Below are 22,381 nucleotides of genomic sequence, written 5' to 3'. Positions count from 1 at the left end.
GCTTCCGGCGCAGACCGTAGCGTGTGAGTGAACCGAGAACCGATGACCGAGGACTGAGGTATTTGACGACCCTGGTGGAACAACTGCGTGTGGCCGGCTGCGTCTTCGCGGAGGAGGAGGCGGACCTGCTGCTCGCCTCCGCGCGGGACGACGGCCACCTGGCGGAGCTGCTGGCCCGCCGGGTCGGCGGCGAGCCGCTGGAACACGTGGTGGGCTGGGCGGAGTTCTGCGGACTGCGCGTGGAAGTGGGCGCGGGGGCCTTCGTGCCGCGCAGGCGCAGCGAGTTCCTGGTGACGGAGGCGGTGGCGCTGGCCCGGCCCGGCGCGGTGGTGCTGGACCTGTGCTGCGGGGTCGGCGCCCTGGGCGCGGCCGTCGCGGCGCGGGTGCCGGGCGGGGTGGAGCTGCACGCGGCGGACATCGACCCGGCGGCGCTGGCGTACGCGCGGCGCAACGTGGCCCCGTACGGCGGCAGCGTGTGGGAGGGCGACCTGTACGCCCCGCTCCCGGCGTCGCTGCGGGGGCGGGTGGACGTGCTGGTGGTCAACGCCCCGTACGTGCCGACGGAGGAGATCGGCCTCATGCCCTCGGAGGCCCGCGACCACGAGCCCCTGGTCTCCCTGGACGGCGGTTCGGACGGCCTGGACATCCACCGCCGGGTCGCGGCGGACGCCCTCCCGTGGCTGGCCCCGGGCGGCCACCTGCTGATCGAGACGAGCGCCCGGCAGTGCCCGTCGACGGCCTCGGCCCTGACCTCGGCGGGCCTCGCGACCCGCGTGGCCACCTCGGAGGAGCTGTACGCGACGGTGGTGATCGCCGCGCGCTGAAGTCCTTACTTCTTGCGGGGCTGGTTGAAGCGGAGCATGTTGCCGGCGGGGTCGCGGAAGGCGCAGTCGCGGACCCCGTAGGGCTGGTCGAGGGGCTCCTGGAGGACTTCGCCGCCGGCCGCCCGGACCTTTTCGAAGGTGGCGTCGACGTCGTCGGTGGAGAAGATCACGCCGCGCAGCTGGCCCTTGGCCAGCAGTTCCGCCATGGCCTGCCGGTCGGCGGGTGAGGCGTTGGGGTCGGCGAGCGGCGGTTCGAGGACGATCTCCACGTCCGGCTGCGACGGGGAGCCGACGGTCACCCAGCGCATCCCTTCGTATCCGACGTCGTTGCGGACCTCCAGGCCGAGGGCGTCGCGGTAGAAGGCGAGGGCCTTGTCGTGGTCGTCGACGGCGATGAAGCACTGCGAGAGCTTGATGTCCATGCCCTCGACGCTACGAGACGGCGGCGGATCGCGCTTCCTCGATCCTGATGTGTCCGCCTACCTGTTCCTGACCGGTCGCGTGAGGACCTTGGCGACGCACGCCGGGATCGGGGCGCCCGCTTCGTGGGGGCGGGCCCGGTAGGCGCTCGGGGTCTCGCCGACCAGCTCGGTGAAGCGCGAGCTGAACGACCCGAGCGAGGTGCATCCGACGGCGAAGCAGACGTCCGTCACGCTCATGTCGCCGCGCCGCAGCAGCGCCTTCGCCCGCTCGACGCGGCGGGTCATCAGGTAGTTGTACGGCGTCTCGCCGTAGGCGGCGCGGAAGCTGCGGGAGAAGTGGCCGGAGGACATGAGGGCGACCTTGGCCAGCGCCGGGACGTCCAGCGGCTGCGCGTAGTCGCGATCCATCACGTCCCGGGCGCGGCGCAGCCGAACCAGATCCTCCAAGGTCACGCTCACCAGCATCGCACGGCCCTCCGACAGACACGGGTGGGAGATGTTGCAAGCATGCGCTTGCAATAGTTAGCAGAGTCGGGCAGGATCGGGGCATGGCATCGCTCAACGTCGGAAACCTCGGCGAATACCTCCGTGAGCAGCGTCGGCAGGCCCAGCTTTCGCTGCGGCAGCTGGCCGAGGCGGCGGGGGTGTCGAATCCGTACCTGAGCCAGATCGAGCGCGGGCTGCGCAAGCCGAGCGCGGACATCCTGCAGCAGCTGGCCAAGGCGCTGCGGATCTCCGCGGAGACGCTGTACGTGCAGGCCGGAATCCTGGATGAGCGGGACCGGGACGAGGTGGAGACGCGGGCCGTCATCCTCGCCGACCCGTCCATCAACGAGCGGCAGAAGCAGGTGCTGCTCCAGATCTACGAGTCGTTCCGCAAGGAGAACGCGCTCGACGCGCCCGATGTGCCCGACGTGCCCGACGTGCCTGACGTGCCCGACGGCGAGATGCCGTCGAAGACGAACTGAACTTGATCCGGGAGGACCAGCACATGGCCATCGCCGATGACCTGAAGAAGACCCTCACCGACCCGACCCCCCTCTACTTCGCCGCCGGTACGGCCGACCTGGCCGTGCAGCAGGCCAAGAAGGTGCCCGGGCTCATCGAGCAGCTGCGCGCCGAGGCCCCGGCGCGCATCGAGGCCGTGAAGAACACCGACCCCAAGGTCGTGCAGGAGAAGGCCGCCGCAGCGGCCAAGGAGGCGCAGGAGGCGGTCACCGCCAAGGTCGCCGAGGTGTTCGGCGCGATCGACCCGAAGAAGCTCGGGGAGACCGCGCAGGACCTGGCGCTGCGCGGCGTCGGCGTGGCCGCGGAGTACGCGGTCCGCGCCAAGGAGACGTACGACAAGGTCGCCGAGCACGGCGAGCAGGCCGTCCGGGCCTGGCGGGGCGAGGTCTCCGAGGAGATCGTCGAGATCGCCGTGGCCGTCGAGCCGGAGCCCGAGGCCGAGCCGGCCGCCGCGGAGGCCTCCGCCTCCGAGGAGAAGCCCGCCGCGAAGAGGACCACGGCGCGCAAGAGCACGGCCAAGAAGGCCGCCGCCACGGCGGGCGACGAGAGCTGAGACGCATGAGCGGCGGCGGGCCGGGCACCTTGAGTGTGTCCGGCCCGTTGTCATTCGTGAGGGCGCCCGTGCCGGTAGCGTGGAATCGGGCGGCATCCCGTCAGGAGTGCGAAAGCAAGAGCGTGAGAAGGCGGTCGAAGCGATGTTGATGGACGGGTTCGATCGAGGCGTGCTCCCGATGCTGGGGCTCGCCATGCTGGTGCTCGCCGTCGTGGCCTTCGTGTTCGCGCTGCTCGCTCGCGAGGACGCGTACCGGGCGGCCGAAAAGCAGACCAAGACGTTCTGGCTGGTCATCCTCGGCATCACCGTCCTCGTGGACTTCTTCCTGGGGATGCTGTTCCTGGAGATCGCCGGCCTGGTCGCCACCATCGTGTTCTTCGTCGACGTGCGCCCCGCGCTCAAGCAGGTCTCGGGCGGCGGGCGGCGCAGCGGCGGCAGCAGCAGTGACGGGCCGTACGGGCCCTACAACGGCGGAAGGTAACCCTCCCCGCCGACCCGCCCGGCGGTCAGGACAGGACGTCAGTGCCCGACGTCAGTGCCCGACGTCAGTGCCCGGCGTCAGGACCCGCCGCGGGAGAGCAGGACCACGGCCACGTCGTCCGTGAGCTCGCCGCCGTTGAGGCGGCGGGCCTCGGTGACGGAGGCCTCCAGCAGGTTCTCGCCGCTCAGCCCGTCATCGAGGTGGCGGTTGATCATCTCGACCATGCCGTCCTGCCCCAGGCGCTCCTTGCCCGCGCCGATCCGGCCCTCGATCAGCCCGTCGGTGTAGAGCATCAGGCTCCACGCGCCGCCGAGCTCGACCTGGCGCCGGGGCCATCGGGCCTTGGGCAGCAGTCCGAGCGCCGGGCCGCTGTTCTCGTACGGGAGCAGCCGCGCGGGGCGCCCCGGCCTTGTGATCAGCGGTGCCGGGTGGCCGGCCAGGCACAGGCCGGCGCGGCGGCCGTCCGGTGCGATGTCCACCGTGCACAGCGTCGCGAAGATCTCCTCGCAGGGACGTTCCACCTCCAGGACTTCCTGGAGCGTGGCCAGCAGGTCGTCGCCGCACAGGCCGGCCAGGGTCAGGGCGCGCCAGGCGATGCGGAGCTCGACGCCGAGGGCCGCTTCGTCCGGGCCGTGGCCGCAGACGTCGCCGATCATGGCGTGGACGGTGCCGTCGGGGGTGCGGACGGTGTCGTAGAAGTCGCCGCCGAGCAGGGCCCGGCTGCGGCCGGGGCGGTAGCGGGCGGCGAAGCGGAGGTCCGAGCCCTCCAGGAGGGGGTTGGGGAGCAGCCCGCGCTCCAGCCGGGCGTTCTCCTGGGCGCGCAGTTTCGATTCTGCAAGCTTGTACTGGGCGATGTCGGCCCGTTTTCTCTCCACCGCGTACCGGATGGCGCGGCTCAGCAGCCGGCCGTCCAGCTCGTCCCGGAAGAGGAAGTCCTGGGCGCCGACCCGGACGGCCTCGGCGCCGCGCTCGGCGTCCGCCTCGGCGGTGAGGACGAGGACGGCGTGGCGGGGGGCGATGCGGAGCACCTGGCGGAGGTTGTCCAGCTGGTCCGCGGCCGTGGCGGTGGACGCCGTACGGGGGCCGTGGTCCGGCAGGGCCAGGTCGAGCAGGATGCAGTGGACGTCGGGCGTGAGCAGCCGTGCGGCCTCGGTGAGGTTGCGGGCGGTGCGGAGCCGGATGCGGTGGCCGTCGGTGTCGAGGATCTCGGGGACGGTGAGGCCGCCGGCCGGGTCGTCCTCGATGACCAGGAGGGTCAGTGGGGTCGTGTGCGTGGTCGCCTGGGCCGTCGCTTCGGCGGCCGCCTGGCCGGTTGCCTGCGCCAGGGGCGGTTCGGCGGTCAGAACGGCCTGACCGCTTTCCGTGGCCGGGGTGTCCCTCTGCCGCGGTACGGGTACGGGCATCGTCTCCGGTTCCTTCCCTCCCCCCGAGGGTGCGCTCGTGCGCCGACCCTAGCGGCCCGGCCCGGCGGGCGGAATGCCGTGCCGGGCCAGGGCCTCCGTCATATGCCGTTATCGCGGGGGAAAATCGGCCTCGTGGATGACAAAGGTCACGGCGGGGCCGTGTTCCGTCCCGCCTAGCGAGACGTCCGGCGGGCCGGTTTGGTTGCCTGCGGCGCCCGCCCTGAACCCCGCCCTGCGGGGCTTCCCCCACCCCCGCCCCCGGACTCCCGCGCCCGGCGTCCGGGGCGCGGGCTACGCGTCCGGCCGGACGACCGCCTTGATCGGCATCGAGCCCGCACCCGCCATCGTCACGTTCCGGCCCGGGCGCGGGGCGTGGACCATCGCGCCGTCGCCGACATACATCGCGACGTGGCTCGCGTCGTCGAAGTAGATGATCAGATCGCCCGGGCGCATGTCCTTGATCGCGACCTTCGGCAGCAGTCGCAGCTGCTCCTGCGAGGTGCGCGGGATCGGCCTGCCCGCCGCCAGCCAGGCCTGGGAGGTCAGACCGGAGCAGTCGAACGAGCCCGGACCCTCGGCTCCCCAGACGTAGGGCTTGCCCATCTGCGCGGTGGCGTACTGCACGGCCCGCTTCCCGGCGTCCGTCGCCAGGCCGTTGACGTCCTTCATCGCGCCCGTCGACAGCCACGCCGTCTGCGCCTTGTACTGGGCTTCCTGCTCCAGCTGGATCAGCCGGGCCTTCTCCTCGGCCTCGAGCTTGTTCTCCAGCTCCTCCGCAGCCTTGATCTTCTCCTCGATCTGCTTCTTCGCGTTCTCCTGCTTGATCCGGTTGGCCTCCAGCGTCGCCCAGTGGGCGCTCGCCTCCTCGGCGTACCGCTTCAAGTCGTTCTGGGTGCGGTCCAGTTCGGTCAGCATGTCCGAGGCGGCCTTCTCGCCCTGGCGCATCCGGCCCGCCCCGTCGAGGAAGTGGCCCGGGTCGTCGCTCAGCGCCAGATTCGCGCTCGGCGGCAGACCTCCCGAGCGGTACTGGGCGCGGGCGGCGGCGCCCGCGCGGCTCTTCAGGGTGGTGATCCGCTCCTGGCCGGCCACGATCAGGTTGGCGATCTCGACGATCTTGTCCGACTGGGCCTTGGCCTCGGCCTCGGCGAGGTTGTAGGCGTCCGTGGCGGTGCCCGCCTGCCGGAACAGCTCCTCCATCTCCTTGCGGACCTGCTCCAGGGACTTGGCGCCCGGCTCCGGAGCCGGAGCGGCGGGAGCCCCGGGGGCCGCCGGAGCCATGGGTGCCACGGGCGCGGCAGGAGCCGCGTACGCCATGCCCGTCGCCAGGCCCGGCGCCGTCAGTATCGCCATCGCGCACAGCAGCACGAGCCCGCTTGTGCCCCGCCGTCGCCGTTCGGCCCCCATGGTCCCCCCAGGCACCCAGAGTCAGACCCTGCATCATCCTGCATTGGATCTGACTATTCGTCAGTAACTTGTCGCTGCCTTCGGGATGGTGCCACGAGCCGGTGAATTCCGACACCCTTGTGGATGTCCTTCCGATCTTGTCCGCCCCAACGGACCCCACCCCTGACGGCTCAACGGGCGATCCGTATCACCGGTTCCCCCGGCCGCCGCATTCACCCCGCCGGGCGCAACGCCTCCCAGCGCACCGTCAGTTCCCCCTGCCGCCATCGCCCCGGCCCGTCCGCCAGCGGCCAGTCGCCGGACAGGGCCCGCGCCGTCCGGATCCAGCGCTGCCGCGCCCCGTACGAGGCGTACGGAGCCGCCGCCGCCCACGCCCGGTCGAAGTCGCGCAGGAACGCGTGCACCGGCTCGCCCGGAACGTTGCGGTGGATCAGCGCCTTCGGCAGCCGCTCCGCCAGGTCCGAGGGGCGCTCCAGGGAGCCCAGCCGGGTCGCGAACGTCACCGTGCGCGCCCCCTCCGGCCCCAGTGCCACCCACACGTGCCGCCGCCCGATCTCGTCGCAGGTCCCCTCCACCAGCAGCCCGTCCGGGGACAGTCGCGCGCACAGCCGCTCCCACACCGCCGCGACCTGCTCCTCGTCGTACTGGCGCAGTACGTTCGCCGCCCGGATCAGCGCCGGGCGGGCCCCGTCCTCCAGCGGGACCTCGAAGCCGCCGTGCCGGAAGCTCAGACCCTCCCGCTCGTACGGCTTCGCCCCGGCCACCCGCGCCGGCTCGATCTCGATACCGACCACCCGCACCCGCGGAGCCGCCTCGCGCAGCCGCGCCAGCAGCTCGACCGCCGTCCAGGGCGCGGCCCCGTAGCCGAGGTCCACCGCGACCGGCGCCTGCGCGCGCCGCAGCGCCGCCCCGTGCGTGGCGGCGATCCAGCGGTCCATCCGGCGCAACCGGTTCGGGTTCGTCGTCCCGCGCGTCACCGAGCCCACGGGGCGCCCGGGGGCGCGGCTGGGAGTCGGAGTGGTGCGGGAGGCCATGAGCCGAGAGTAAGCGGAGCGCCCTCACCGGAGGAAAATCAGGTGCCCGCCGAGAAAAAGACGCGGAAATCCGGCCACCCCGGAATGCGCGGGACGGCCATCCGGGTTGCACTCCTTGCAGGGCGCCCGGCGCGCCCCTGTCGGCATGCCCGGCAGCCGCCCGCCGCCAGCCCGGCAGCCGGTCCGAGTGTCGTCCGATCCGCGTGTCGTCGAGCGAGAGGAACTGCTCCCTTGAGCCAGTACGTGTCCCGCCTCGGCGGCAGCATCAGCGGCCGCCTCGCCGCCGCCCGCGCCACCCGGCACGAGCCGCCGCGACTGCGCCTGCCGGCCGTCGGCCACCACCGCAAGCCCCGCCGCGTGGCGATGCTCAGCGTGCACACCTCCCCGCTGCACCAGCCCGGCACCGGCGACGCCGGCGGCATGAACGTCTACATCGTCGAATTGGCCAAACGCCTCGCCGCGATCAACATCGAGGTCGAGATCTTCACCCGGGCCACCACCGGCGGACTGCCGCCCGTGGTCGAGCTGGCCCCCGGGGTCCTCGTACGGCACGTGGACGCGGGCCCGTACGAAGGCCTCGCCAAGGAGGAGCTCCCGGCCCAGCTGTGCGCCTTCACCCACGGCGTGATGCAGGCCTGGGCCGGGCACCGCCCCGGCTACTACGACCTCGTCCACTCCCACTACTGGCTCTCCGGCCACGTCGGCTGGCTCGCCGCCGAGCGCTGGGGCGTCCCGCTCGTGCACGCCATGCACACCATGGCCAAGGTCAAGAACGCCGCGCTGGCCGAGGGCGACACGCCCGAGCCCGCCGCCCGCGTCATAGGCGAGACCCAGATCGTGGCCGCCGCGGACCGGCTCATCGCGAACACCGCCGAGGAGGCCGACGAGCTCGTCCGGCACTACGAGGCCGACCCCGCCAAGGTGGCCGTCGTCCACCCCGGCGTGAACCTGGACCGCTTCACCGTCGGCGACGGCCGGGCCGCCGCCCGCGCCCGCCTCGGCCTGCCGCAGGACGCCGTGATCCCGCTCTTCGCCGGGCGGATCCAGCCGCTGAAGGCCCCCGACATCCTGCTGCGCGCCGTCGCCGAGCTCGTCGACCGGGACCCCTCGCTGCGCGGCCGCCTCTTCGTCCCCGTCGTCGGCGGCCCCAGCGGCAGCGGCCTCGCCAAGCCGGAAGGCCTGCAGAAGCTCGCCGCGAAGCTCGGCATCGCCGATCTCGTGCACTTCCACCCGCCGGTGGGGCAGGACAGCCTCGCCGACTGGTTCCGCGCGGCGTCCGTGCTGGTCATGCCCTCGTACAGCGAGTCCTTCGGACTCGTCGCCATAGAGGCGCAGGCCAGCGGCACGCCGGTGCTCGCCGCCGAGGTCGGCGGACTGCCCGTCGCCGTCAACGACGGGGTCACCGGTATCCTCGTACCCGGCCACGACCCGGTGGACTACGCGCGTGAGCTGCGGCGTTTCGTGGACGACCCCGGGCTCGCGGACCGGATGGGCGCCGAGGCGGCGCGGCACGCGCAGTTCTTCGGCTGGGACACCGCCGCCGGCGGCACGGCGGACGTGTACACCGCGGCGATGCATGATCACCGCCGTCGCGTACGCTCCCACCATGGCTGACACCGCCGCGATCATCGAGGCCACGCTCGCCGGCGCCGAGCTGAGCTGGGAGAGCCCCGAGCCGGGCTCCTACGTCGTCCAGCTCCCCGGCACCCGCAAGCTGAGCACCACCTGCTCGCTCCGGGTCGGCCGGCACTCGTTGTCGGTCAACGCCTTCGTGATCCGCCACCCCGACGAGAACGAGGCCGGGGTCCACCGCTGGCTGCTGGAGCGCAACCTCAAGCTGTACGGGCTGAGCTACGCGGTGGACCGCCTCGGCGACATCTACCTGACGGGCCGCCTACCGCTCGCCGTGGTCACCCCGGAGGAGCTGGACCGGCTGCTCGGCACGGTGCTGGAGGCGGCGGACGGCTCCTTCAACACCCTGCTGGAGCTCGGTTTCGCCGGGGCGATCCGCCGCGAGTACGAGTGGCGCGTCTCCCGCGGCGAGCCGACCTACAACCTGGACGCGTTCAAGCACCTGACGCAGCCGTCGGCCTGACCTCGGCCGACGAGGCCGGGGCGGCCGGGGCGGACGGTTCGGCCGACGCGGCCGCCGGCAGCTCCGGCGCCATCACGGGCGGCAGGTTGCGCATCAGCAGCCAGTACCCGAGCCCGGCGACGGTTCCGAGGACCGCCGTCGCCCCCCACAGCCAGCCCGCGCCGAACCGGTCGATCACCCCGCCCGCCAGCAGCGGCGCGATCAGCGAGGCCACCGCCCAGGACATCGTGTACATCCCCTGGTAGCGGCCGCGCCCGTGCAGCGGGGAGAGCCGCGCGACCAGGCCCATCTGGGTCGGCGAGTTGATGATCTCGCCCAGCGTCCACACGCAGACGGTCAGCGCGAGCACGCCGATCGAGCCGCCGAACGCCGTCAGACCGAACCCGTACCCGGCCAGCAGCGCCGAGATCACGAGCAGTTTCTGCGGGTCGCGGTGCTCGATGAACCGGGTGACCGGGATCTGCAGCACCACGATCAGTACGCCGTTCACGGCGGCGACCAGTCCGTAGTCCCCGGTGGAGAACCCCGCGGTGCCCATCGCCAGCGGCAGCCCGAACGAGCCCTGCATGAAGATCAGCGAGATCAGGAACGACAGCCCGACCACGGCCATGAACCGCCCGTCGCGCAGCACGGTGCCGAGTCCGATCCCGGGCTCGGCCGCCGCCGCGGCCGCGTCGCCCTTCTCGGGCCGCGACTCGGGCAGCTTCATGAAGACGAGGACCGCGCACAGCAGCGTCAGCGCCGCCTCGCCCAGGAATCCGGCCAGGTAGCTGTACTCGGCGACGAAACCGGCGACCGTCGCGGAGATCGCGAAGCCGAGGTTGATGGCCCAGTAGTTCAGCGCGAAGGCCCGTACCTGGTCCTCGGGGCGGACGATGTCGGCCATCATCGCCTGCACGGCGGGGCGCGAGGCGTTGGAGGTCATGCCGACCAGCAGCGCGACGGCCGCGATCGCCGCCGGATGCTCCATGAAGCCGAGCAGCGCGACCGACAGGGCGGTCGAGACGTTGGCGGCCATCAGCGTGGGCCGGCGCCCGAGCCGGTCGGTCATCACCCCGGCGACCAGCGAGGAGATCACACCGCCGAGCCCGTGCAGGGCGACCACAAGTCCCGCGAAGGAGGCCGAATAGCCCCGGTCCAGGGTCAGGTACAAGGTCATGAACGTGGCGACGAAGGCCCCGAGCCGGTTCACCAGGGTGCTCGCCCACAGCCACCAGAACGCACGCGGCAGACCCGACACGCTCTCCCGGGCGGCCCGTCTCAAACTGGCAGCGGACATAAGGAATCCCCCCGGTGATGTAAGTGTCTCTTCAGCTCCCCGCACATTACGAGTGGTGGTTCCGTCAACGCCAGTCAATTGACGCCCGGCGTCAATCGGCGGGCATGGACACCGCGCGCGAGCGCCCCGGCCCGTCCATTAGGCTCGTACGCATGGCCGACGCACCGTACAAGCTGATCCTCCTCCGCCACGGCGAGAGCGAGTGGAACGCGAAGAACCTGTTCACCGGCTGGGTGGACGTCAATCTCAACGAGAAGGGCGAGAAGGAGGCGGTCCGCGGCGGTGAGCTGCTCAAGGACGCCGGCCTGCTCCCCGACGTCGTGCACACCTCGCTCCAGAAGCGCGCGATCCGCACCGCGCAGATGGCGCTCGAGGCCGCCGACCGTCACTGGATCCCGGTCCACCGCTCCTGGCGCCTGAACGAGCGCCACTACGGCGCCCTCCAGGGCAAGGACAAGGCCCAGACCCTCGCCGAGTTCGGCGAGGAGCAGTTCATGCTGTGGCGCCGCTCGTACGACACCCCGCCGCCGGCCCTCGAGGACGGTACGGAGTTCTCCCAGTCCGAGGACCCGCGCTACGCGTCGATCCCGCCGGAGCTGCGCCCGCGCACGGAGTGCCTCAAGGACGTCGTCGTCCGCATGCTGCCGTACTGGTACGACGCGATCGTGCCGGACCTGCTCGACGGCCACACCGTCCTGGTCGCCGCGCACGGCAACTCCCTGCGCGCCCTGGTCAAGCACCTGGACGGCATCTCCGACGCCGACATCGCGGGCCTGAACATCCCGACCGGCATCCCGCTCGCCTACGAGCTCGACGCCGAGTTCAAGCCCCTCAAGCCGGGCGGCACCTACCTCGACCCGGACGCGGCCGCGGCCGCCATCGAGGCCGTCAAGAACCAGGGCAAGAAGAAGTAGTCCCAGCCAAGGCAGGGGCGGACCGGCCGGAGTCGAACCGGCGTCCTCGCGGTTTTGGAGACCGCGCGCGACGACCTCTGCGCTACGGGCCGCCCCCCGCAGGCATCGTAAGGGCAGCTCACGTGAAGGGCCCCGGCCGAGGACGTCGGCCGGGGCCCTTCGCGTACGGTGCGCCGGGTCGGCGGGGTCAGCCGCCGCACTGGCAGGGGGCGCCGGACTGGCAGCCGCAGCCGCAGCCCGAGCCGCAGCCGCAGGCTGCGAGCAGCGGGAGGCGCAGCGGTTCCGGCCTCGGCGGCTGCTCCTGCTCCGGCGTGATGGGGACGGGGGAATCGGGCATGGTTCCTCCTCGCGGGCGGCGTACGGGACTTCGCACGACGGACCGCCCTCGCCTCATTCATGCCCAGCCACACCGGCGCGTCAACGGCGCATTGGGGCTCGCGCCCGTGCTCAGACGCCCTCGACCTGGGTCGGCGGCTGGAGCTCGTCCGCGTGCTCGCCCGTCACCAGGTAGACCACGCGCTTGGCCACCGACACCGCGTGGTCCGCGAAGCGCTCGTAGTACCGGCCCAGCAGCGTCACGTCCACGGCCGTCTCGATGCCGTGCTTCCAGCGGTCGTCCATCAGGTGCTGGAACAGCGTGCGGTGCAGCTGGTCCATCTCGTCGTCGTCCTGTTCCAGCTGGAGCGCCAGGTCGACGTCCTTGGTGATGATGACCTCGGCGGCCTTCGCCATCAGGCGCTGCGCCAGCTGCCCCATCTCCAGGATGGTGGCGTGCAGGTCCCGCGGCACGGCCGTGTCCGGGAAGCGCAGCCGCGCGAGCTTCGCCACGTGCTGGGCCAGGTCGCCGCTGCGCTCCAGGTCCGCGCTCATCCGCAGCGAGGTCACCACGATGCGCAGGTCGGTGGCGACCGGCTGCTGCCGGGCCAGCAGCGCGATCGCGCGGGCCTCCAGGTCGTGCTGGAGGTCGTCGACCTTCTGGTCAGCGGCGATGACACTCTCGGCGAGCTTCAGGTCGGCGTCGAGCATGGACGTCGTGGCCCGCCCGATCGCGGAACCGACCAGCCGGGCCATCTCGACCAGGCCCTCTCCGATCGAGTCCAGTTCCTCGTGGTACGCGTCACGCATGTCTGGTGTCCCTCTCTTGACCTACTGCACTACTGCCCGGGGGGCCCGGCCAGGGCGGCCGCTGGCCCCACGTTGACACGGTGAGGCGCAAACGCGTCCGACTCCGGCATCACAAATGAATCAACCCCGTACCCAGGGTGAACTCTGGGCGACGAGTGTTCGAGGTGGCACCCGAACGGCTGTGGAAGTGTCGTCACGCCTGCTTAACCTGGATGCATGGACGTGAACGCGGCGGTCGCCGCAGCTGCAGCGATCGCCGGTCTTTGCACCGGTGTGATCGCGATGCTGGCGTTCCGCTGGAGCGAGCGCGACCAGGCCCGCCCCACCCGGAGCTCCATGCGCCCCGACATCAACGCGGTGCTCCCACCCGGTGTGGACACCGTGCTCTCCGTACTGCGGTCCTCGGCCGTCGTACTCGACGAGGGCGACGCGGTGGTCAAGGCCAGCTCGGCGGCGTACGCCCTCGGACTGGTCCGAGGCGGCAAGCTCGCCGTCGAACCCATGCTCCACATGGCCCGCGACACCCGCCGCGACGGGGAGATACGGCAGGTCGAGCTGGACCTGCCCCGGCGCGGCACCGGCCGCGGGGAGGCCCTCGCCGTCTCGGCGCGCGTCGCCCCGCTCGGCTCCCGCCTGGTGCTCCTCCTGGTCGAGGACCTCACCGAGGCCCGCCGCATCGAAGCCGTACGCCGCGACTTCGTGGCCAACGTGTCCCACGAGCTGAAGACCCCGGTCGGAGCGATCTCCCTGCTCTCCGAGGCCGTCATGGACGCCTCGGACGACCCCGAGGCGGTCAGCCGCTTCGCCGGCCGCATGCAGATCGAGGCAACCCGCCTGATCAACCTCGTACAGGAACTCATCGACCTCTCCCGGGTACAGAACGACGACCCGCTGGAGGACGCCGAGCCCATCCGCGTGGACACCCTGGTAGCAGAGGCGATCGACCGCTGCCGCCACACGGCCTCCTCCAAACAGATCACCATGGCCGCCGGCGGCACCGCCGACCTGCGCGTCTGGGGCAACCGCGGACAGCTCGCGGCAGCCCTCGGAAATCTGGTCGAGAACGCCGTCAACTACAGCCCCGCCCGCACCCGCGTCGGCATAGCCGGGCGCAGGGTGGCGGCACCTGGGGGAGACTTGATCGAGATCGCCGTGACCGACCAGGGCATCGGCATCCCGGAAAAGGACCGCGAGCGCATCTTCGAGCGCTTCTACCGCGTGGACCCGGCCCGCTCCCGTGCGACGGGAGGAACGGGCCTCGGCCTTGCGATCGTGAAGCACGTGGCTGCCTCGCACGGCGGGGAGGTGTCGGTGTGGAGCTCGGAGGGCCAGGGCTCCACGTTCACGCTGCGACTCCCCGAAGCGGCCGCGCCGGCCCCGGCGACGACCCCCGCACCCGCCCCACCCCTGACTGACCCAGCAACAGCCATCCCTGCCCCGGAGGTCCTTCCGTGACCCGAGTGCTCGTCGTCGAGGATGAGGAATCATTCAGCGACGCCCTGTCCTACATGCTCCGCAAGGAGGGCTTCGAAGTCGCCATCGCCGCGACGGGGCCCGACGGACTGGACGAGTTCGAGCGCAACGGCGCCGACCTCGTCCTCCTCGACCTGATGCTCCCCGGCCTGCCCGGCACGGAGGTCTGCCGGCAGCTGCGCGGCCGCTCCAACGTCCCCGTGATCATGGTGACGGCCAAGGACAGCGAGATCGACAAGGTCGTCGGGCTGGAGATAGGAGCCGATGACTACGTCACCAAGCCCTTCTCCTCGCGGGAGCTGGTCGCCCGCATCCGCGCGGTCCTGCGCCGCCGCGGCGAACCGGAAGAGGTCACCCCGGCGGCCCTCGAGGCGGGCCCCGTACGGATGGACGTCGACCGCCACGTGGTCACCGTCGCCGGCGGGAAGGTGGACCTCCCGCTGAAGGAGTTCGACCTGCTCGAGATGCTGCTGCGCAACGCGGGCCGCGTACTGACCCGCATGCAGCTGATCGACCGGGTCTGGGGCGCCGACTACGTCGGTGACACCAAGACCCTGGACGTCCACGTCAAGCGCCTGCGCGCGAAGATCGAACCGGACCCGGGCGCGCCGCGCTACCTCGTCACGGTGCGCGGTCTCGGCTACAAGTTCGAGCCGTAAACCGAGCGTCACGCGGGACAGCTCCACGCAGTACGGGAAGGGCCCCCAGCCGCCGATGCGGATGGGGGCCCTTCCCGTATGCGTACGTGTACGGCGCTACGCCGTCATCCGGGTCAGTGGCCCGCGCTGTGCGAGGCGGAACCCGACGGCGTGCCGGCGGCGCCCGAGGGGGATCCGGACGGGCTGCCCGAGGCCGCACCGGTGGCCGCGCCCGACGGGGTGCCGGACGGGCTGCCGGAGGGGGCGCCGGACGGGGTGGAGCCGGCGGCCGGGGTGGCGGCCGGGGGCGCGGTCGGGCCGAACGGCGCCCACGCGCCGGTGTTCGGGACCACGAAGGCCTCCAGCTCGATGCCGCCCGTGCTGCTCAGCTGGAAGAGGACCTTCTGTACCTCGCCGTCCCTGACGGTCGCGGCACCGTTCTCGATCACGGCGGAGGCGTTGCCCTTGCCGCCGATCACCACGTAGCCGAGGGCCGGCACGGTGACCTTGCCGGAGCCTTCGGCGGGCTTCAGCGCGACCTTGCCCTGGCCACCCGGGAGGGTGATGCCGTCAAGGGTCTCTGCCTTGGTGCCGTTGTTGAAGAGCGTCGCCGAGACGACTGCTGCGCCCTTCTCGCCCTTCTGGCCCTGGGTGATCACCAGTGCGTTCTGGACCTCGATCTCGCCCTTGGAGGCGGCGGCGTTGTCCGGCTTGATCTGGAGGGTCTGCGCGTCTTTGCCCGCACCGCATGCGGCCAGCGAGGCGATCGAGAACACGACGGCGGTGGCGGCGAGGGCGCCGCGTCGAAGGCTGCGGCTCACGGCGGCGGCATCTCCTTGACGTACGGAACGGGAGGGTGGGCTCCCTTGGGACGGCCGAGGTAAAGCCGCTCTAAGGGTGTGTCAGCGCGCTTAGGTTACCGAGCCGCCGCCCTGCCCCCGCACCCGACCCTCCGCAGCGCGGCGGCCACCCTGCCGGGGGTCTGCGCCCACTTCCGCGATCTTGCATTCCGCGTGCCGTTCACCGTGCCGTTCACATGCCGATCACGGTGTCGTTCACCCTGGCGTTCACACGCCGATCACATGACACCCGCATATCGAGCCACGGACGCCCGGTGATCAATTCCCGGATTCCCGTGAACGCCGCCGCGTGATCAATTCGGGATTGGGCCTGAACCGCCCCGCACTGGCGGCCGCCAGTCGAACGGAGTAGTTCGGTTTTGCGACTCCGAAACCGGCAAATCGGGACGTACGTCACACTGACGGGGGTGTCGAGCGGGTGTAGCGTGGCCCTTTCGCCCGGTCCGCACAGCGCCCCCGACCTGCGAATACCCCCTTCCGGAAGCCCTTCGCAGCACGTTCCTGTCGCTGTTGTCAAGCCCCGAGATGTGCCCTGACCTGCGAAAACGCCATTCATAACAGTCAGTTCTCGTGTTACCCTGGATAGCCACGGAAGGGGTACCTGTCACATGACGTTCAAGGTTGGCGACACCGTGGTCTATCCCCATCACGGGGCCGCGCTGATCGAGGCCATTGAGACTCGTCAGATCAAAGGCGTGGACAAGACCTACTTGGTGCTCAAGGTCGCCCAGGGCGACCTGACGGTTCGTGTGCCTGCGGACAATGCGGAGTTCGTCGGCGTTCGCGACGTAGTCGGCCAGGACGGGCTGGACCGGGTCTTCGAGGTGCTGCGCGCACCGTATGCAGAAGAGCCGACGAACTGGTCCCGGCGCTACAAGGCAAATCTGGAGAAGCTCGCTTCTGGCGATGTCATCAAGGTCGCCGAAGTCGTGCGTGACCTGTGGCGTCGTGAGCGTGAGCGCGGGCTTTCCGCGGGTGAGAAGCGCATGCTCGCGAAGGCGCGCCAGATTCTGGTGAGCGAACTCGCGCTCGCCGAGAACACGAACGAGGACAAGGCCGAGGCCCTCCTCGACGAGGTTCTCGCGTCCTGACGCGAGGCCCCGTTCAGCAAACAGTGTTCATCAGAACAATGTGTACACAGTTGTGCCGCGGTGCCCGATGACGAGGCCCCTCCTCCACGAGGGGCCTGTTGCCGGGCGCTGCGGCATGTCTGTACCCATACCTTTTGATCCACCTCACTGGTGTGCCGGGTCCGGGCAGCCTGCTCGACCGGTCGTCCACGGAAGGGGCGAGGGCGTCGCACCCGGCACCCTCCAGGCCATACCCATGTCGGCCGAAGTCACAAACCTGGCTCGGAGCTACTGATGTCTGACGAAACGCGCCCCCACCGCACCGCCGCGGTGATCCCGGCCGCCGGCCGCGGGGTACGCCTCGGCCCCGGCGCCCCCAAGGCCCTGCGGGCCATCGGCGGAACGCCGATGCTCATCCACGCCGTCCGCGCCATGGCCCGCTCCCGCGCGGTCTCCCTCGTGGTCGTCGTCGCCCCGCCCGACGGCGCCGACGCGGTACGCCTCCTCCTGAACGAGCACGCGCTGCCCGACCGCACCGACATCGTGGTCGTGCCCGGCGGCGAGACCCGCCAGCAGTCCGTACGCGCCGGCCTCGACGCGCTCCCGCAGGACGTCACCTCCGTACTCATCCACGACGCGGCCCGCCCGCTGGTCCCCGTCGACACCGTGGACTCCGTCGTCGAAGCCGTACGCGCCGGAGCCCCCGCCGTGGTGCCCGCCCTGCCCCTGGCCGACACCGTCAAGGAGGTCGAGCCCGGCAAGCCCGGCGAGCCCGAGCCCGTCGTCTCGACCCCCGAGCGGGCCCGGCTGCGCGCCGTACAGACCCCGCAGGGCTTCGACCGCGCCACCCTCGTACGCGCGCACGAGGAGATCGCCGTGGCCGGCGAGGGCGCCACCGACGACGCCGGCATGGTGGAGCGCCTCGGCGTCACCGTCGTCGTCGTCCCCGGCCACGAAGAGGCCTTCAAGGTCACCCGCCCGCTCGACCTGGTCCTCGCCGAGGCCGTACTCGCCCGCAGGAGGGCCACCGATGCCTACTAGCCCCGACGCCCCGCTGATCCCGCTCGTCGGCATCGGCACCGACGTGCACGCCTTCGAGACCGGCCGCGAGCTGTGGTGCGCCGGACTGCTGTGGGAGGGCGAGGACGGCCTCGCCGGACACTCCGACGGCGACGTCGCCGCGCACGCCGCCTGCGACGCGCTGTTCTCCGCCGCCGGCGCCGGCGACCTCGGCGCGCACTTCGGCACCTCCCGCCCCGAGTGGTCCGGAGCCGCGGGCGTCACCCTCCTGGCGGAGGCCGCCCGCATCGTCCGCGCCGAGGGCTTCGAGATCGGCAACATCGCCATCCAGGTGATCGGCGTACGCCCGAAGATCGGCAAGCGGCGCGAAGAGGCGCAGAAGGCGCTCGCCGCCGCCGCGGGCGCCCCCGTCTCCGTATCCGGCACCACCACCGACGGACTGGGCCTCACCGGCCGCGCCGAAGGGCTCGCCGCCATCGCGACAGCCCTCGTGTACCGGACGAATCCCGCGTAGTGCGACGTACGAAGACACTTCTTCCACAACAAAGAGGCCCCCGGGTCCCCAAAGGGTCGCGGGGCACTGCTACAGGCGCACTACCCTGGATGCCGTGACTATTCGCCTGTACGACACCAGCGCCCGGCAGATCCGTGACTTCACCCCGCTCACCGCGGGCTGTGTCTCGATCTACCTCTGTGGCGCCACGGTGCAGGCGGCCCCGCACATCGGGCACATCCGGTCGGGCCTCAACTTCGACATGATGCGCCGCTGGTTCGAGTACCGGGGCTACGAGGTCACCTTCATCCGCAACGTCACGGACATCGACGACAAGATCATCGCGAAGTCCGCCGAACAGCGCCGCCCCTGGTGGTCCATCGGCTACGAGAACGAGCGTGCCTTCAACGACGGCTACGCCGCCCTCGGCTGCCTCCCGCCCACCTACGAGCCCCGCGCCACCGGCCACGTCACCGAGATGGTCGAGATGATGCGCGGCCTCATCGAGCGCGGCCACGCCTACGAGTCCGAGGGCAACGTCTACTTCGACGTGAAGTCCTACCCCGGCTACCTCGCGCTGTCCCGCCAGGAACTCGACAACATCCGCCAGCCGGAGAGCACCGGCGAGACCGGCAAGCGCGACGCCCGCGACTTCGCCATGTGGAAGTCCGTCAAGCCCGGCGAGCCCTCTTGGGAGACCCCGTGGGGCCGCGGCCGCCCCGGCTGGCACCTGGAATGCTCCGCCATGGCGCACAAGTACCTCGGCGAGGCCTTCGACATCCACGGCGGCGGCCTGGACCTGATCTTCCCGCACCACGAGAACGAGATCGCCCAGGCCAAGGCCTTCGGGGACGAGTTCGCGAGCTACTGGGTCCACAACGCCTGGGTCACCATGTCCGGCGAGAAGATGTCCAAGTCCCTCGGGAACTCGGTCCTCGTCTCCGAGATGGTCAAGCAGTGGCGCCCGATCGTCCTGCGCTACTACCTCGGCACCCCGCACTACCGGTCGATGATCGAGTACAGCGAGGAGGCCCTGCGCGAGGCCGAGTCCGCCTTCGCGCGGATCGAGGGCTTCTACCAGCGCGTCATCGAGAAGGCCGGCAAGCCCGTCGAGCCCGCCGCCGAGGTCCCGCCCGCCTTCGCCGAGGCCATGGACGACGACCTCGGGGTCCCGCAGGCGCTCGCCATCGTCCACACCACCGTCCGCCAGGGCAACAGCGCACTCGCCGCCGACGACAAGGACGCGGCCATCGCGCGCCTGTCGGAGGTGCGGGCCATGCTGGGCGTCCTCGGCCTGGACCCGCTCGACCCGCACTGGGCCGGCGAGGCGGACCGCGGCGAGGACCTGCACGGCGCCGTCGACACGCTCGTACGCCTCGTCCTTGAACAGCGCGAGTCCGCCCGGGCCCGCAAGGACTGGGCCACGGCCGACGCCATCCGCGACCAGCTCCAGCAGTCCGGACTGGTCATCGAGGACAGTCCGACGGGTCCGCGCTGGACGCTCGGCCCCCGCTGAGCCCAGGCAGCTGAGCTTGGTGTGCTGCCCGGCGTTCCGGGCGGCACACTCTTCATACGTACATACCGCAGCATCAACGAAAACAGGTAGAAGTCATGGCCGGGAACAGCCAGCGCAGGAACCGCCGTACGTCCAACAAGAAGGGCGCGACGGTCGGCAGCGGTGGCCAGCGGCGCAAGGGCCTGGAAGGCAAGGGCCCCACGCCCAAGGCCGAGGACCGCAAGAAGCACAAGGCGAACCGCATCAGCAACGCCATGGCCCGGCAGGCCGCCAAGCGCCGCCCCGCCCCCCGCCGCGGCGGCGCCAAGGGCACCAGCGAGATGGTCGTCGGCCGCAACCCGGTCTTCGAGGCGCTGCGCGACGGAGTTCCCGCCACCACCCTCTACGTCCAGCAGTTCATCGACAACGACGAGCGCGTCCGCGACGCCCTCAAGCTCGCTGCCGACCGCGGCAACATCAACCTGATGGAAGCCCCGCGCCCCGAGCTCGACCGCATGACCAACGGGCTCAACCACCAGGGCCTCGTCCTCCAGGTCCCGCCGTACGAGTACGCGCACCCCGAGGACCTCACCGCCGCCGCCTACGACGACGGGGACGACCCCCTCATCGTCGCCCTCGACGGCGTCACCGACCCGCGCAACCTCGGCGCGATCGTCCGCTCCGTCTCCGCCTTCGGCGGCCACGGCGTGGTCATCCCCGAGCGCCGCGCCGCCGGCATGACCGCCGGCGCCTGGAAGACCTCGGCCGGCACCGCCGCCCGCACCCCGGTCTCCCGCGTCACCAACCTCACCCGCGCCCTCCAGGACTACAAGAAGGCCGGCATCACCATCGTCGGCCTCGCAGCCGAGGGCGAGCACAGCGTCAACGACCTGGACGCGCTCGGCGGCCCCGTCGTCATCGTCGTCGGCTCCGAGGGCAAGGGCCTCGGCCGGCTCGTCGGCGAGAACTGCGACTACCTCGTCCGCATCCCGATGCCCGGCGGCGCCGAGTCCCTCAACGCCGGTGTCGCCGCCGGCGTCGTGCTCTACGAGGCCGCCCGCCGCCGCGCGGACCGCGGCCGCGCCTGATCCATCCGCCTCATCCGCTTGATCCGCTTGATCCACTTGGCTCACGGAAAGTGACACGTGAGGCTGTCACCCCGCCCGTTTCGGGCGGGGTGGCTTGATCTTGACGGGTCTCGGACAGATCCCTGATGTCAAGGCAGTGTCCTAAACACTGATCACTCGGTTAGATGAGTGTGGACACCAGAACGTCAGGGTTCGACGACCAGCCCGCGCTGAGCATGGTCAAGGTGCCGTGCGACCCCGCACAGGTCATCGTCAACCACGCCAGCTTCCGCGTGCGGCTCGCACCGAGCCCGAGCGCGCGTTCCAAGCCCGCGAACGCCCCCGGCCGCGCCCCCGTCCTCGGCGGCGCCGTGGCCGCCGCGGCCGGAGTCACCCGCCGCAGAGCCCCCGTCGTCTGGAGCGGCAAGGCCGCCCCCGGCGACGGAGCGGCCATGGGCGGACTCCTCCAAGCCGTACGCGAGGCCGGCCGCGGCATCGACGAGTACGACGGCGGCGCCACCCAGGTCATCCCGCGCATCGACCTGGCCCACGACCTCGCCGACAACACCCTCACCACCCCCACCGTCATCGGCCAGCGCACCTACGGGGACCCCGACGAGACCCGCCCCCTGGCCGCCGTACGGGACCTCCCGTACGAGCCGGCCTACGGCAGCGGGTCACCCGACCCCGGCGCCGACACCCGGCGCGCCGGCACCGACACCCGCGGACAGGCCTCCTACTACCCCGGCCGCCGGATGAACCTCGGCGTCGTACTCCTCCCGCTGCGCGTCTTCCTCGGCTTCATCTCCATCTACGCCGGCATGGGCAAACTGTGCGACCCCGTCTACTTCGACGGCGGCGAACGCGGCTCCATGGTCACCTGGCTGCACACCCTCCACCCCTGGGCACTCGCCGAACCACTGCGCGACTTCGCCCTCGCCCACCCCGTCGGCGCCGGCCTCAGCGTGGCCTTCCTCCAGGTCATCGTCGGAGTCCTGACCGTCTTCGGCCTCTGGCAGCGGTTCGCCGCCTGCTTCGGAGCACTGCTCTCCGCCGCGCTCCTGATGACCGTCAGCTGGAAGACCGTCCCCGCCTACGACGCGCCCGACATCATCTACCTCGCCGCCTGGAGCCCGCTGATCATCGCCGGCGCCCCCGTCTACTCCCTCGACGGACGCCTCGCCGGCGAAGCCTGGCGCACCCTCGGACCCCGCTCCGAGATCTGGCGACTGCGCCGGCGCGTACTGCGCCGCGGAGCCGTCATGGCCAGCGTCATCTGCGGACTCACCCTGCTCATCGGCTCCCTCCTCGGCGGCGCCGTCCGCTCCACCACCGTCGTCACCGTCCCCGGCCCCGGACAAGCCCCCAGCAACTACCTCCCCGGCCGCCCCCTCCCCAAGGAACCGGCCAGGCAGCAGCAGCCCACCCAGCAGCCGTCCAAGCCCGCACAGCCCTCCGCCAGCGCCTCCGAGCCCGCCGCCAAGTCCGGCAAGGGCGCATCCGGCGGCCCCGCCCGCGAAACCGCCGGCACCCGCTCCGAATCGCCCACCGCCACCAAGGGCACCACCAGCAGGCAGACCCCCCGCAGCACCCCGCGGCAGTCCGCCCCCCAGAAGCCGCCGACCTCCTCCGGCAGCAGCACCTCCGGCACCACCACCCCGGCCAAGCAGCCCGGCCTGGTCGGAGGCCTCCTCGGCTGAACCCGGCCGACCGGCATCCAGAA

Annotated in this window: 24 protein-coding genes and 1 tRNA gene; 15 read left to right on the top strand and 10 right to left on the bottom strand. The window is 71.5% G+C overall.

What is annotated here, in order from left to right; translation table 11 throughout:
* Positions 1 to 62: 62 nt before the first annotated feature.
* Positions 63 to 824, top strand: a complete 762-nt coding sequence (locus OHA89_RS17695) for a putative protein N(5)-glutamine methyltransferase (RefSeq protein WP_374199198.1) — start codon at positions 63 to 65, stop codon at positions 822 to 824.
* Positions 825 to 829: 5 nt separating this feature from the next.
* On the opposite strand, the gene OHA89_RS17690 is transcribed toward OHA89_RS17695, so the two are convergent.
* Together OHA89_RS17690 and OHA89_RS17685 are read right to left on the bottom strand one after the other, a co-directional pair.
* Positions 830 to 1,246: a VOC family protein gene (locus OHA89_RS17690; protein ID WP_215139639.1), complete on the bottom strand. Its 417-nt coding sequence runs from the start codon at positions 1,244 to 1,246 to the stop codon at positions 830 to 832.
* A gap of 57 nt (positions 1,247 to 1,303) precedes the next feature.
* Positions 1,304 to 1,699 (bottom strand): helix-turn-helix domain-containing protein, encoded by a 396-nt coding sequence (locus OHA89_RS17685; RefSeq protein ID WP_215139638.1) that lies wholly within the window; start codon positions 1,697 to 1,699, stop codon positions 1,304 to 1,306.
* A 95-nt stretch (positions 1,700 to 1,794) separates the two neighbouring features.
* On the opposite strand from OHA89_RS17685, the gene OHA89_RS17680 reads away from it, so the two are divergent.
* From OHA89_RS17680 to OHA89_RS17670, 3 genes are all read left to right on the top strand, one after another.
* A complete protein-coding gene (locus OHA89_RS17680; protein WP_406366596.1) occupies positions 1,795 to 2,214 on the top strand; it encodes a helix-turn-helix domain-containing protein in 420 nt (139 codons plus the stop codon).
* A 23-nt stretch (positions 2,215 to 2,237) separates the two neighbouring features.
* On the top strand, positions 2,238 to 2,807 hold the full coding sequence (locus OHA89_RS17675) for a hypothetical protein (protein WP_215139637.1): 570 nt from the start codon (positions 2,238 to 2,240) through the stop codon (positions 2,805 to 2,807).
* 142 nt (positions 2,808 to 2,949) lie between these two features.
* On the top strand, positions 2,950 to 3,288 hold the full coding sequence (locus OHA89_RS17670) for a DUF2516 family protein (RefSeq protein ID WP_215139636.1): 339 nt from the start codon (positions 2,950 to 2,952) through the stop codon (positions 3,286 to 3,288).
* Positions 3,289 to 3,365: 77 nt separating this feature from the next.
* Here the strand turns inward: OHA89_RS17670 and OHA89_RS17665 are convergent, their stop codons facing one another.
* From OHA89_RS17665 to OHA89_RS17655, 3 genes are all read right to left on the bottom strand, one after another.
* Positions 3,366 to 4,691, bottom strand: coding sequence for a PP2C family protein-serine/threonine phosphatase (locus OHA89_RS17665; protein WP_266608599.1), 1,326 nt, complete (start codon positions 4,689 to 4,691; stop codon positions 3,366 to 3,368).
* A 291-nt stretch (positions 4,692 to 4,982) separates the two neighbouring features.
* Positions 4,983 to 6,041 (bottom strand): NlpC/P60 family protein, encoded by a 1,059-nt coding sequence (locus tag OHA89_RS17660; protein ID WP_266608597.1) that lies wholly within the window; start codon positions 6,039 to 6,041, stop codon positions 4,983 to 4,985.
* 266 nt (positions 6,042 to 6,307) lie between these two features.
* Entirely contained in the window at positions 6,308 to 7,129 is an 822-nt protein-coding gene (locus OHA89_RS17655) for a class I SAM-dependent methyltransferase (RefSeq protein WP_266608595.1), read from the bottom strand.
* Positions 7,130 to 7,360: 231 nt separating this feature from the next.
* Between OHA89_RS17655 and mshA the strand changes: the two genes are divergently transcribed.
* Positions 7,361 to 8,743: a D-inositol-3-phosphate glycosyltransferase gene (mshA, locus tag OHA89_RS17650; RefSeq protein WP_374199197.1), complete on the top strand. Its 1,383-nt coding sequence runs from the start codon at positions 7,361 to 7,363 to the stop codon at positions 8,741 to 8,743.
* Complete coding sequence (locus tag OHA89_RS17645) at positions 8,736 to 9,224, top strand: YbjN domain-containing protein (protein WP_266608593.1); 489 nt, start codon at positions 8,736 to 8,738, stop codon at positions 9,222 to 9,224. Before mshA ends, OHA89_RS17645 begins: the two co-directional genes overlap by 8 nt.
* Here the strand turns inward: OHA89_RS17645 and OHA89_RS17640 are convergent.
* Positions 9,196 to 10,503: an MDR family MFS transporter gene (locus OHA89_RS17640; RefSeq protein ID WP_406366594.1), complete on the bottom strand. Its 1,308-nt coding sequence runs from the start codon at positions 10,501 to 10,503 to the stop codon at positions 9,196 to 9,198. The two genes, OHA89_RS17645 and OHA89_RS17640, sit on opposite strands and share 29 nt — an antisense overlap.
* A gap of 152 nt (positions 10,504 to 10,655) precedes the next feature.
* On the opposite strand from OHA89_RS17640, the gene OHA89_RS17635 reads away from it, so the two are divergent.
* Entirely contained in the window at positions 10,656 to 11,417 is a 762-nt protein-coding gene (locus tag OHA89_RS17635; protein ID WP_215139630.1) for a phosphoglyceromutase, read from the top strand.
* A gap of 16 nt (positions 11,418 to 11,433) precedes the next feature.
* Here the strand turns inward: OHA89_RS17635 and OHA89_RS17630 are convergent.
* The 3 genes from OHA89_RS17630 to phoU all read right to left on the bottom strand — a co-directional run bounded on the left by OHA89_RS17630 (position 11,434) and on the right by phoU (position 12,542).
* Positions 11,434 to 11,510 (bottom strand) — tRNA-Trp (locus tag OHA89_RS17630).
* Between the two features lie 94 nt (positions 11,511 to 11,604).
* Positions 11,605 to 11,754 carry a hypothetical protein gene (locus tag OHA89_RS17625; protein ID WP_167344738.1) on the bottom strand — a complete coding sequence of 50 codons (150 nt, stop codon included), beginning with the start codon at positions 11,752 to 11,754 and terminating at the stop codon, positions 11,605 to 11,607.
* 110 nt (positions 11,755 to 11,864) lie between these two features.
* Positions 11,865 to 12,542 carry a phosphate signaling complex protein PhoU gene (gene phoU / locus OHA89_RS17620; protein WP_112449136.1) on the bottom strand — a complete coding sequence of 226 codons (678 nt, stop codon included), beginning with the start codon at positions 12,540 to 12,542 and terminating at the stop codon, positions 11,865 to 11,867.
* 216 nt (positions 12,543 to 12,758) lie between these two features.
* Between phoU and OHA89_RS17615 the strand changes: the two genes are divergently transcribed.
* Both OHA89_RS17615 and OHA89_RS17610 read left to right on the top strand, forming a co-directional pair.
* On the top strand, positions 12,759 to 13,997 hold the full coding sequence (locus OHA89_RS17615; protein ID WP_257555121.1) for a cell wall metabolism sensor histidine kinase WalK: 1,239 nt from the start codon (positions 12,759 to 12,761) through the stop codon (positions 13,995 to 13,997).
* Positions 13,994 to 14,674, top strand: coding sequence for a response regulator transcription factor (locus OHA89_RS17610; RefSeq protein ID WP_030387286.1), 681 nt, complete (start codon positions 13,994 to 13,996; stop codon positions 14,672 to 14,674). The genes OHA89_RS17615 and OHA89_RS17610 overlap by 4 nt, the downstream gene beginning before the upstream one ends.
* Positions 14,675 to 14,787: 113 nt before the next feature.
* Here OHA89_RS17610 and OHA89_RS17605 read toward each other — a convergent pair whose 3' ends face one another.
* Positions 14,788 to 15,474 (bottom strand): DUF461 domain-containing protein, encoded by a 687-nt coding sequence (locus OHA89_RS17605; RefSeq protein ID WP_266608584.1) that lies wholly within the window; start codon positions 15,472 to 15,474, stop codon positions 14,788 to 14,790.
* A gap of 647 nt (positions 15,475 to 16,121) precedes the next feature.
* Between OHA89_RS17605 and OHA89_RS17600 the strand changes: the two genes are divergently transcribed.
* From OHA89_RS17600 to OHA89_RS17575, 6 genes are all read left to right on the top strand, one after another.
* Positions 16,122 to 16,604 (top strand): CarD family transcriptional regulator, encoded by a 483-nt coding sequence (locus tag OHA89_RS17600; protein WP_003953493.1) that lies wholly within the window; start codon positions 16,122 to 16,124, stop codon positions 16,602 to 16,604.
* A 273-nt stretch (positions 16,605 to 16,877) separates the two neighbouring features.
* Positions 16,878 to 17,624, top strand: coding sequence for a 2-C-methyl-D-erythritol 4-phosphate cytidylyltransferase (gene ispD, locus OHA89_RS17595; protein WP_257555112.1), 747 nt, complete (start codon positions 16,878 to 16,880; stop codon positions 17,622 to 17,624).
* Positions 17,614 to 18,117, top strand: coding sequence for a 2-C-methyl-D-erythritol 2,4-cyclodiphosphate synthase (ispF, locus tag OHA89_RS17590; protein ID WP_215139626.1), 504 nt, complete (start codon positions 17,614 to 17,616; stop codon positions 18,115 to 18,117). Before ispD ends, ispF begins: the two co-directional genes overlap by 11 nt.
* 94 nt (positions 18,118 to 18,211) lie before the next feature.
* Positions 18,212 to 19,612 (top strand): cysteine--tRNA ligase, encoded by a 1,401-nt coding sequence (gene cysS, locus OHA89_RS17585; protein ID WP_215139625.1) that lies wholly within the window; start codon positions 18,212 to 18,214, stop codon positions 19,610 to 19,612.
* 95 nt (positions 19,613 to 19,707) lie between these two features.
* Positions 19,708 to 20,679 (top strand): 23S rRNA (guanosine(2251)-2'-O)-methyltransferase RlmB, encoded by a 972-nt coding sequence (rlmB, locus tag OHA89_RS17580; RefSeq protein ID WP_215139624.1) that lies wholly within the window; start codon positions 19,708 to 19,710, stop codon positions 20,677 to 20,679.
* 164 nt (positions 20,680 to 20,843) lie between these two features.
* Entirely contained in the window at positions 20,844 to 22,358 is a 1,515-nt protein-coding gene (locus tag OHA89_RS17575; protein WP_406366589.1) for a DoxX family membrane protein, read from the top strand.
* Positions 22,359 to 22,381: the final 23 nt, after the last annotated feature.

The organism is Streptomyces sp. NBC_01546 (genome assembly GCF_045208355.1).
In the GTDB taxonomy this organism is placed as follows: Bacteria; Actinomycetota; Actinomycetes; order Streptomycetales; family Streptomycetaceae; genus Streptomyces.
This window is presented reverse-complemented; position numbering and strand designations above follow the sequence as displayed.